At 72.0% G+C, this 10,212-nt stretch carries 9 protein-coding genes; 3 read left to right on the plus strand and 6 right to left on the minus strand.

Annotated elements, in window-relative coordinates:
* Positions 1-22: 22 nt before the first annotated feature.
* From NGF19_RS29840 to NGF19_RS29865, 6 genes are all read right to left on the minus strand, one after another.
* On the minus strand, positions 23-814 hold the full coding sequence (locus NGF19_RS29840; protein ID WP_252428997.1) for an enoyl-CoA hydratase/isomerase family protein: 792 nt from the start codon (positions 812-814) through the stop codon (positions 23-25).
* A 132-nt stretch (positions 815-946) separates the two neighbouring features.
* Positions 947-1,168 (minus strand): helix-turn-helix domain-containing protein, encoded by a 222-nt coding sequence (locus NGF19_RS29845; protein WP_071368692.1) that lies wholly within the window; start codon positions 1,166-1,168, stop codon positions 947-949.
* Positions 1,169-1,534: 366 nt separating this feature from the next.
* Positions 1,535-3,133, minus strand: a complete 1,599-nt coding sequence (locus NGF19_RS29850) for an ABC-F family ATP-binding cassette domain-containing protein (RefSeq protein WP_252428999.1) — start codon at positions 3,131-3,133, stop codon at positions 1,535-1,537.
* A gap of 430 nt (positions 3,134-3,563) precedes the next feature.
* Positions 3,564-5,009, minus strand: a complete 1,446-nt coding sequence (locus NGF19_RS29855) for a hypothetical protein (RefSeq protein ID WP_252429001.1) — start codon at positions 5,007-5,009, stop codon at positions 3,564-3,566.
* Between the two features lie 159 nt (positions 5,010-5,168).
* Positions 5,169-6,296, minus strand: a complete 1,128-nt coding sequence (locus NGF19_RS29860) for an alpha/beta hydrolase (protein WP_252429003.1) — start codon at positions 6,294-6,296, stop codon at positions 5,169-5,171.
* 60 nt (positions 6,297-6,356) lie between these two features.
* A complete protein-coding gene (locus NGF19_RS29865) occupies positions 6,357-7,037 on the minus strand; it encodes a class II aldolase/adducin family protein (RefSeq protein ID WP_252429005.1) in 681 nt (226 codons plus the stop codon).
* Between the two features lie 326 nt (positions 7,038-7,363).
* On the opposite strand from NGF19_RS29865, the gene NGF19_RS29870 reads away from it, so the two are divergent.
* From NGF19_RS29870 to NGF19_RS29880, 3 genes are all read left to right on the plus strand, one after another.
* Positions 7,364-8,668, plus strand: coding sequence for an inorganic phosphate transporter (locus NGF19_RS29870; protein WP_252429007.1), 1,305 nt, complete (start codon positions 7,364-7,366; stop codon positions 8,666-8,668).
* Between the two features lie 9 nt (positions 8,669-8,677).
* Positions 8,678-8,893: a hypothetical protein gene (locus tag NGF19_RS29875; RefSeq protein WP_252429009.1), complete on the plus strand. Its 216-nt coding sequence runs from the start codon at positions 8,678-8,680 to the stop codon at positions 8,891-8,893.
* Positions 8,894-9,189: 296 nt separating this feature from the next.
* Complete coding sequence (locus NGF19_RS29880; RefSeq protein ID WP_252429011.1) at positions 9,190-10,047, plus strand: helix-turn-helix domain-containing protein; 858 nt, start codon at positions 9,190-9,192, stop codon at positions 10,045-10,047.
* The last annotated feature ends 165 nt before the right edge of the window (positions 10,048-10,212 follow it).

Genomic DNA, 10,212 nt, shown 5'->3' on the forward strand with positions numbered 1-10,212 from the left:
CACCGCTGAGAGACGCCGTGTCTCAGTCGCCGACCCCGGCCAGGTCGCGCAGGCGTCGGGCCTGCGCGGCCCGTTCCGCGGCGCGCTGCTCCTCATAGGTCCGCTCCTGCGCACCGCGCAGCAGCGCCTTGGTCTCGATCACGGCGTCACGGGGTGCGGCGAGCAGGGCGGACGCCAAGTCCCGTGCGGTGTCGTCGAGTTGATCACGCGGTACGGCAATGTTCGCGAGCCCGGTGCTCACGGCCTCCGCGGACTGGACGTAGCGGCCCGTCGCGCAGATCTCCAGCGCGCGGGCGTATCCGACCAGGCTCACCAGCGGATGCGTACCCGTGAGGTCCGGGACGAGGCCCAGGCTGGTCTCGCGCATCGCGAACTGCACATCGTCCGCGACGACGCGCAGGTCGCAGGCGAGGGCGAGCTGGAAGCCCGCACCGATCGCATGCCCCTGCACGGCGGCGATGGACACGACGTCATTGCGCCGCCACCAGGTGAACGCCTCCTGGTACGCGGCGATGGTCGCGTCCAGTTCGGCGTCACCGCTGCGCGCGATGTCGATGAAGGTCGGTTCGCCCTCGATGCCCTCCGGTGTGAACATCTGGCGGTCGAGTCCGGCCGAGAACGACTTGCCCTCGGCACGCAGCACGACCACACGGACGGAGCCGGGCAGTGCGCGCCCGGCCTCCGCCAGCGCCCGCCACAGAGCGGGGCTCTGGACGTTGCGCTTGGCCGGGTTGGTCAGCGTCACCGTGGCGATCGCCTCGTCGACGGTGAGCTGTACGCCGTCCTTGTCGAGTACCGGGTCGAGCGAAGCCATGGGGCGCCTCCGATGGGTGCGGTCAGAGCGGGATGCCGTACGAGGACATCCACAAGTGACTGCACAGTAACCACCCGGCCGGTCGCCCGACCGGCCGGGTGGCCACCACCGAAGCCGATGGGCCGCCCGGCGTCAGGCCTGCGTGGCCTTCTTGCCCCGCGTCGCCCCGCCACGCCCTCGCAGCGTGACACCCGACTCGCTGAGCATCCGGTGAACGAAGCCATACGAGCGGCCGGTCTCCTCGGCCAGCGCCCGGATGCTCGCACCGGAGTCGTACTTCTTCTTCAGGTCTGCCGCGAGCTTGTCGCGCGCGGCGCCGGTCACCCGGCTGCCCTTCTTCAGAGTCTCGGCCACCCGTGCCTCCTCATGGGAAGTGCGCTCTGGTCTCCTCATGATCACCCCTCAAGAGCGGGATGGCCACCCATTCGGCAAGGTCCGTGCCACCCGGATGTGACGACAGGAGCGCGTCTCCATAAGCGGAATCCGGGATTCCATCCGATGTCGTGCGTACGCCCGAACGGGTTGATCCGGGAAATACCAGGTCAGCGGGGCGCGTCGGCCGAGCCCTGGAAGAGAGGGGATCGGCCGGTGAATCCGTGTACGACACACCCGGTACGAGGAGATCTCACACACATGACGGACCACGAGTAGGCCGAACGACCCATGCGCGCTGGGCCGGCCCTGCGCTATGAGGGCGCCGGCCGACCCCGGTCCGGTTGGTCAGGCGAGGGCCACGAGGTCCGCGTAGCCCGCGCCCCACAGGTCCTCGACGCCGTCGGGCAGCAGGATGATCCGCTCCGGCTGGAGCGCCTCCACCGCGCCCTCGTCGTGCGTGACGAGGACGACCGCGCCCTTGTACGTACGCAGCGCGCCGAGGATCTCCTCGCGGCTGGCCGGGTCGAGGTTGTTGGTCGGCTCGTCCAGGAGCAGCACGTTCGCGGACGACACCACGAGCGTCGCAAGGGCGAGACGGGTCTTCTCGCCGCCGGAGAGGACACCGGCCGGCTTGTCGACGTCGTCGCCGGAGAACAGGAACGAGCCGAGCACCTTGCGGACCTCGACCAGGTCCATGTCCGGGGCGGCGGAGCGCATGTTCTCCAGGACCGTGCGGTCCGGGTCGAGGGTCTCGTGCTCCTGCGCGTAGTAGCCGAGCTTCAGGCCGTGGCCCGGGACGACCGCGCCCGTGTCCGGCTGCTCGACGCCGCCGAGCAGCCGCAGCAGGGTGGTCTTGCCGGCGCCGTTGAGGCCGAGGATGACGACCCTGGACCCCTTGTCGATGGCCAGGTCGACATCGGTGAAGATCTCCAGCGAGCCGTACGACTTCGACAGGCCCTCGGCCATGAGCGGGGTCTTGCCGCAGGGCGAGGGCTCGGGGAAGCGGAGCTTCGCGACCTTGTCCGACTGGCGGACCTCGTCGAGCCCGGCGAGCAGCTTCTCGGCGCGGCGGGCCATGTTCTGCGCGGCGACCGTCTTGGTGGCCTTGGCGCGCATCTTGTCGGCCTGGGCGTTGAGCGCGGCGGCCTTCTTCTCGGCGTTGGCGCGCTCGCGCTTGCGCCGCTTCTCGTCGGCCTCGCGCTGCTGCTGGTAGAGCTTCCAGCCCATGTTGTAGACGTCGATCGCGGACCGGTTGGCGTCCAGGTAGAACACCTTGTTGACGACCGTCTCGACCAGGTCGACGTCGTGGGAGATCACGATGAAGCCGCCGCGGTAGGTCTTCAGGTAGTCGCGCAGCCAGACGATCGAGTCGGCGTCGAGGTGGTTGGTCGGCTCGTCGAGCAGCAGGGTGTCCGCGTCGGAGAACAGGATGCGGGCCAGCTCGATACGGCGGCGCTGACCGCCGGAGAGCGTGTGCAGCGGCTGGCCGAGCACCCGGTCGGGCAGGTTCAGGGCGGCGGCGATGGTGGCGGCCTCGGCCTCGGCGGCGTACCCGCCCTTGGTGAGGAACTCGGTCTCCTGGCGTTCGTACTGCCGCAGGGCCTTCTCGCGGGTGGCGCCCTTGCCACTGGCGATGCGCTGTTCGTTCTCGCGCATCTTGCGGATCAGGACGTCGAGGCCGCGCGCGGAGAGGATGCGGTCGCGGGCGAGGACGTCCAGGTCGCCGGTGCGCGGGTCCTGCGGGAGGTAGCCGACCTCGCCGGAGCGGGTGACGGTGCCCGCCGCGGGGATGCCCTGACCGGCGAGGACCTTGGTGAGCGTGGTCTTCCCCGCGCCGTTGCGGCCGACCAGGCCGATGCGGTCGCCCTTGGCGACACGGAACGTGGCGTTCTCGATGAGGATGCGGGCACCGGCGCGCAGCTCGATACCGGAGGCGGAGATCACGGACAGACTCCAGGGACGTGAGACCCCCTGCTCCAGCGACATCGCGAGCGTCGCGAGCCCGGGGGGAGGTGGCGGGATGGGCGGCTGAGGACGTTCCCGCCGTCTAATGCGCGAGGAGAATGGCCATGGGGCCCAGTCTAACGGGGCCGTGCAACCACTTTTCCTCGGAGGGACGGCCGAAGGGACCGATCGTATGGCGGGTCGTGGGGCGGGTCACAGGGCCGGACGGGACACGGACCCGTGCGCGGTGCACATCGCCATGGCCGACGTCGACGCCCACCGTCAACGGGCCCCAGGGCCCGGCGCGGAGATCCTGCTGCCCCCGACGGACCAGCCGTACGGCTCGCGGGACTGTCCGGCCCGCGACGTCGAGGGCAACCTCTGGAGCTTCGGCACGTACGCCCCGAGGCGCCGTCCCCGTGACGCGGCGTCACCCTTCTCCGGTGTGGACCTGGAAGGCGGCGCGGCGTACGGCCTTGGCGAGCGCCGGGTCGGGGTGCGCGGCGGCGAGCGCGACCAGTACCTGCACGGTGCGCGGGTGCCCGACCGCGCGCACCTCGTCCAGGAGGGCGGGCACGGTGGGCTGCACCGCCGACTCCAGGTGGCGTACGAGCAGCGGGGCCTCGCCGTGGTCGGCGACGGCGGCGGCGGTGTCGACCCACAGCCAGGTGGCCTCCTCGCGGGTGAGCACCGCGTGGGCCTCCTCCGGGTCGGCGCCGTCGTGTTCGGCGAGCCAGAGCTGGGCGTAGGGGCGCAGGGGCCGCTCGTCGGCGACGGCGCGCACATCGGGCTCGGCGGGGGCGCCGACCACGCGCAGCGCGTCGAAGGCGAGGCCGCGCAGGAGGGCGTCCTCGCCGCGGGCGGCGGCCAGGAGTTCGGTGACGGCGCTGCCGACGGGCCGGGCGGCGAGCCAGGCGCGGTACTCGGCGCGGGCCGCGTTGGGGCGCAACTGGGCGCAGCCGCGCAGCATGGCCTCGGCGTTCTGCTCGATGTTCCCGGCGGGGCTCTGCGCGGCGACACAGATCTGCTCCAGCTTGACCCAGACCGCCCAGTTGCCGAGCGGGGTGAGGGTGGCCTGTCCGTCGGTGCGGGTGAGGGCGCCTACGTAGGCGAGCGCGTCGAGGGCCCAGCCGAGCAGGGGGGCGAGCGGGATGTCCTCGGCGCTTGCCCGGTCCGGTGGGGCGGGGTGCTCGGTGCGCAGCGTCTCACCGCTCTCGCCGGGCCGGTCCGGGCGCGAGGTGTAGGCGACCTCGCACCGCTCGGTGCGCAGTTCGGTCACCCGCTGGCCGAGGAGGTCGAGGAGCTGTTCGACGGGGACGGGCCCGGCGGACAGTTGCAGGAAGGAGAGCACCTGGGGCATGGCCGAGACGACGTCGGCGACGGCGGACTGCCCGGGGTCCTCGGGTTCGGGGTAGGCGAGCGTCCAGGCGTCGAAGAACGCGACCCAGCCGCGCAGGACGGCGGAGTCGTCGCGGTGCCAGGCGCGCAGCCGCCAGCCGGGGCGGGCGCTGTCGCCGTGCACCTCCACGAGGCCGGCCAGCCGGGCGGTGTCCCAGTCGGCGCGCACCTGGGCGACGCTCAGGCCGAGGTCGGCGGCGGCCCGCTCGGCGGTGGCATCGCTGAGGGTGCCCTTGCCGTCCGGGGTGGCGCCGTCGCGGCCGGGGCGCAGCGCCGCGTCGGCCCAGTGCGCCACCCGGGCCGCGTCGGCCAGGCGGGTCCGGGCCATCCGGGCGAGTTCCGCGGGCGGGGGTGTGCCCTCGGGCGGCCGGGGGGCGGCACGGCGTGCGCGGCGCTGGGTCACCGCTCGGGGGGTTTCGGCCAGGGGCCGTGGGCTGACGAGTCGGAGCCTGGAGTCGCGCGGGGTACGGGACGTCACAGGTGCAGTCTTCCGGTTGACGGTGCGAAATCCCAAACGGAAGGGCGTGCTGCGGGGTGGGGCCGGGCGGGGCACGGGTCCGCAGAGGGGTGCGACGGGGGGAGGCGATCTCGGACACGGCTAAGCGGAAGGCGGCTCGCGGGGCGCGCGGCGGGTCGGTCACATGAGCGGGGTCAGGAAGCGGCGCAGGGCTTCTTCGTAGGCCTCGGGGTCCGCGTTCCACAGGGCGCCGTGCGGGGCGTTGGGCACCGTGTTCAGGGTGACCAGGTCCGGGCGGCGGCGGGCGAGGTCGCGCGAGAGGTCCCAGGAGGCGACGGCGTCGTCGGGGCTGTGGAAGATCAGCGCCGGTACCTGGAGGCGGTCCGGGTCCAGGGCCGCGCGGTCCTGGTAGGCGAGCAGACCGGTGCGGGCCTGCGCGGAGCGGACCGCCAGGGGCAGCAGTGGGCCGGGCACGTGCCGGGCCGAGGCGAGGGCGCGCAGGGTGGCCTCGGCGTCGAGCACGGGCGAGTCCAGGACGAGCCCGCAGATCCGCTCGCGCAGCGCGGAGTGGGTGGCGGCGCGCAGCGCCATGGTGGCTCCGGTGGACCAGCCGTGCAGGACGACGCGTTCGGCGCCGTGGTGCACGGCGTGGCGGACGGCGGCGGCCACGTCGTGCCACTCGGTCTCGCCGAGGTGGTTCAGCCGGTCCGGGGAGCGGGGTGCGCCGAGGTCGCCCCGGTAGGCGAGGGCGAGGTGCGGGAAGCGGTAGCGCTGCAGGAACTCCATGACGTTCATGGACAGTTCCCGGGTGCTGCCTAGTCCGTGCACGGTGATCACCCAGGTTTCGCGGGCGCCGGGCACCAACCAGGCGGGCAGGGGGCCGAGTTCGCCGGGCACCTCGACGTCCCGGTAGTGGAAGCCGAGGGCGCCGCCCGGATTGCCGACGTGCAGGTTGGGGGTGAGCCACACCTTGTCGCCGGGTTCGAGGGTGCCGTGGGTCACGCGCTCCAGACGGCGTACGACGGCGTCGGCGGAGTGGGGGGCGGTGTCCAGCACGGGGCCGACGACGGCGTGGGAGCCGTCGCCCGCCAGGCCGTGGATCCCGGGGCGCAGGGTGGCCAGATCGCGGGTGAGCGTGATCTGGCCGGCGGCCAGGGAGTGCACGGTCAGGCGTGGTTCGGTCGGCAGCGGGCGCCCCGGCGATGCCTTCAGCGCGGCGTTGCCGGCGTAGCGGCCGACGGCCGCACCGGCCGTACCGACGGCTATGGCTGCGGTGGCGGCTGTGACCGCCGCTTTGACGATGCGCACGCGTCCAGTCTCCCGGCGGTCGTCGCCCCCGGCCACCGGGAGCGGCACGCGAGGGCCCTGCTATCGCTGCCCGTATCCCCGCAGCCGCTCCCCCGCCTCGGCCAGTTGTTCCGGGGTGAGAAGCGTCGGTGACAGACCCGGTACGGATGCCGCCGTCAGCCACACCCGGCACATCCACTCCAGTTGGGCCGTTCGGTCGTACGCCTGGGCCAGGGAGGTGCCGTGGGCCATCGTGCCGTGGTTCTGCAGGAGGCACGCGGTGCGGTCGGTCAGCGCGTCGAGCATGTGCTCGGCCAGCTCCGCGGTGCCGTAGGTCGCGTACGGGGCGACCCGGACCGCTCCGCCGAGTGCGGCGGCCATGTAGTGGATCAGCGGCAGTTCCCGTACGAGGGTGGAGACGGCCGTCGCGTGCACGGCGTGGGTGTGGACGACGGCGCGGGCGCCGGTGGTGCGGTAGACGGCCAGGTGCATCGGCAGTTCGCTGGTCGGGCGCAGGGAGCCGAGGACCTGTCCGCCGTCGAGGTCGACGCCGACCGCGTCGTCCGGCGTGAGCCGGTCGTAGGGCACCCCGGTGGGGGTGACCAGTACGGTGTCGCCGACGCGTGCCGAGACGTTGCCCGACGTGCCGACGACCAGCCCCTCGGCGACGGTGCGGCGGGCCGTCGCGACCACCTCGTCCCACGCGCGCGCCAGTTCGTCCGCCGGGACCGGTCCGCCCTGTGTGTCCTGGTGTTCGACCATGCCGCGATCCTGCCAGGCGGGGACCGGCCTGCCGAGAGCCCGGACACATCTCGACGACACGGAGGCCGCGCGGCGTGACCAATCTCTCGTCGAGGGCTCCCCGGCACGGTCGGGGCGGTGTGCGCCGCGCGGACCGGGAGATCGCTCCAGGGCCCGAAAGGCCCCGGTGGCACCGCTGTTCGAGAGGGCGCGCGGCACCACCCGGTCCGCAAGCGGAGCGCGGCCCCTCCTTTGGCGACACTCCGAGGCTCGCCTCAGTTCACCTTCTGTTCACCCAGGTTGCCTACGGTCCACTCGCCACTGACCTCCCATAGAAGCCTGGGTAAATGGAACACATCACGCTCCTCCTCGGAATCGTGATCGTCACCGCTCTCGTGTTCGATTTCACGAACGGATTCCACGACACTGCCAACGCGATGGCGACGACCATCTCGACCGGCGCCCTGAGGCCAAAGACGGCGGTGGCGATGTCTGCCGCGCTGAACCTCGTGGGTGCCTTCCTCTCCGTGGAGGTCGCCAAGACGATCTCCGGCGGCATCATCAACGAGCAGGGCATCCGCGTCGAAGTGATCTTCGCGGCCCTGGTGGGCGCCATCCTGTGGAACCTGCTGACCTGGCTCCTCGGGCTTCCCTCGAGTTCCTCCCACGCCCTCTTCGGCGGTCTGATCGGCGCCGCGGTCGCCTCGGCGGGCTGGTCCGCGGTCAACGGGTCGACCGTCGTCACCAAGGTCCTGATCCCCGCGGTCGCCGCGCCGATCGTGGCCGGACTCGCCTCGATGCTGGCGACGCGCCTTTCGTACACCCTCGCGAGCCACACCGACGAGAAGGCGGCCTCGAAGGGCTACCGCGCCGGGCAGATCGCCTCCGCGGGCCTCGTCTCCCTGGCCCACGGCACGAACGACGCCCAGAAGACGATGGGCATCATCACGCTGGCCCTGGTCACCGGCGGCGTCCTCGCCCCCGGCTCCAACCCTCCCGTCTGGGTCATCGTCTCGGCGGGCCTGGCCATCGCGCTCGGCACCTACCTGGGCGGCTGGCGCATCATCCACACCCTCGGCAAGGGGCTGACGAACCTGGCGCCGCAGCAGGGCTTCGCCGCCCAGACCAGCGCCGCGGCGGCGATCCTCGCCTCCTCGCACATCGGCTTCTCCCTCTCCACCACCCAGGTCTGCTCCGGCGCCGTCATGGGCGCGGGCCTCGGCCGCAAGGGCGGCGTGGTCCGCTGGTCCACCGCGACCCGGATGTTCGCCGCCTGGTGCCTGACCCTCCCGGCCGCCGGTCTGGTCGGCGCGGGCGCCGAACTCCTCACCCGGCAGGGCACGTGGGGCACGGTCACCACCGGCGTCCTGCTGGTCGCCGGTGCCGCCGTCATCTGGATCCTGTCCCGTCGCTCCCCGATCACGGGCGACAACATCCACGAGGTCGAGCCGAGCGACTCGGGCGTCGTCACGGCGGCGGTCGCCGCGGTGACCCCGCCGCCCGCGGCCCCGATCACCACGGCCCCGATCGCCACGGCCGACATCCCGGCGACCGACATCCCGGCGTCGACCATCACCGCCGACCTCAAGACCACCATCCCGTCCCCCGAGGTCGGCTCGTCCACGGAGCCGAACCGCGCCGCGACGGTTTAAGGAATCACCATGAAGATCGACTGGGCGGCACTCGGCTCCGTCTTCGGCATCAGCCTCGTGGTCACCGTGGCCCTGGTGGGCCTGTTCACCCTCGGCGTCGTGGGCCTCACGAAGAAGGAATCGGCCCGCGGTGGCACGGCCACCCTGGCCGTCACCGGCGCCTACGCCTGCTTCGCCGCGTGCGCGGCGGCGGTGGCGTACGGGATCTATCTGATCGTCGCCTGACGGCCCGCCAGCCGCTTCCGGCACTCAACGCAAGCCCCCACGGTGAAAATTCACCGTGGGGGCTCGTTTATATTGGGCCTATTTAGTGCAAATACGGCCACACAGAAGCAAATAGTGATTTGCCCGTCACGGCATGGCTTATCTACCGTCTACGTCCACACGACCACGTCGAAGAGACAGGTGTCGGACTGCAGAGGTCTGGCCGCTCTCTCCCAACTCACCTAGTCTAGTGGGGAGTTGCTAGTCGACGTTGGCCGCCCGACCGGTCCGATGACGACGAGTGGCAGGGGAGCGACATGGCCAGGGACATCGATCCGAGCCTCAACCGACGCAGGCTCCGTATCGAGTTGCGCAGGGCACGCGAGGAGGCGGGTCTCACTCAGCGGGAGGCCGCCGACGCGCTGGAATGGTCCCTTTCCAAACTCATCCGGCTGGAGGCCGGGACGGTCAGCCTCAGCGTCACGGACCTGCGCGCGCTGCTCCAGCTCTACCGCGTCACGGAACCGGTCCGGGTGGCCGAGCTGGAGGAGGCCGCCCGCGGCTCCAAGGGGCTCGCCTGGTGGGCGTCGTACAGCGACATGGTGCGCCCGCAGTTCGCGCAGTACCTCGGCTACGAGAGCGCCGCGATCTCGATCCGCACCTACAACCCGACGCTGATCCCCGCGCTGTTCCAGACGGAGGACTACGCGGTGTCCCTGCTGGCGCCGCGCTCGGCCCCGCAGCGGGCCCGCAGATCGGCGGAGCTGCGCACCACCCGGCAGGAGCGGGTCTACGACGGCGATCACGGGCCGGAGGTGCACCTGGTGCTCGACGAGGCCGCGATCCGCCGGGTGATCGGCGGCCCCGGTGTGATGCGTCATCAGCTCGAACACCTCAAGACGCTGTCCCGGCACCCCAGAGTCACCATGCGGCTGCTGCCGTTCTCGGCGGGCGCCCACTACAGCGTGGCCAGTTCGTTCATCCTGCTCGGCTTCAAGGACGACGACGACCTGCTCTATCTCGAAGGCCCCACCGGCAGTGTGTCGAACCGTGACGACCTCGCTCTCACGGCGCGCTACCAGGAGTGCTTCGAGGACATCAGCACCAAGGCGTACGACGGCGACCGGCTGGTCGAGCTGATCGACACGGTCAAGGAGAGTCTGGCCAACACCTGACCCGGGCAGGCACCGGGCGAACAACGGGGAGGACCCATGGCGGTCTTCGGGTTCCTTGAGTGGTGCAGGCGGCTGCACGCGGTGCGCTCCGTCACGGCGGGGGGGCCCCCCCCCCCCCCCCCCCCCGCGGGGGGCCCCCCCCCCCCCCCGCCCCCCCCTCTCGCC

It is taken from the genome of Streptomyces macrolidinus (assembly GCF_023887685.1).
Taxonomy (GTDB): domain Bacteria; phylum Actinomycetota; class Actinomycetes; order Streptomycetales; family Streptomycetaceae; genus Streptomyces; species Streptomyces macrolidinus.

What these genes read in the sequence shown, in the direction of transcription:
- NGF19_RS29840 (WP_252428997.1), bottom strand. Translation starts at nt 814, where the DNA reads ATGGCTTCGCTCGACCCGGTACTCGACAAGGACGGCGTACAGCTCACC.
- NGF19_RS29865 (WP_252429005.1), bottom strand. Translation starts at nt 7,037, where the DNA reads ATGGTCGAACACCAGGACACACAGGGCGGACCGGTCCCGGCGGACGAA.
- NGF19_RS29870 (WP_252429007.1), top strand. Translation starts at nt 7,364, where the DNA reads ATGGAACACATCACGCTCCTCCTCGGAATCGTGATCGTCACCGCTCTC.
- NGF19_RS29875 (WP_252429009.1), top strand. Translation starts at nt 8,678, where the DNA reads ATGAAGATCGACTGGGCGGCACTCGGCTCCGTCTTCGGCATCAGCCTC.
- NGF19_RS29880 (WP_252429011.1), top strand. Translation starts at nt 9,190, where the DNA reads ATGGCCAGGGACATCGATCCGAGCCTCAACCGACGCAGGCTCCGTATC.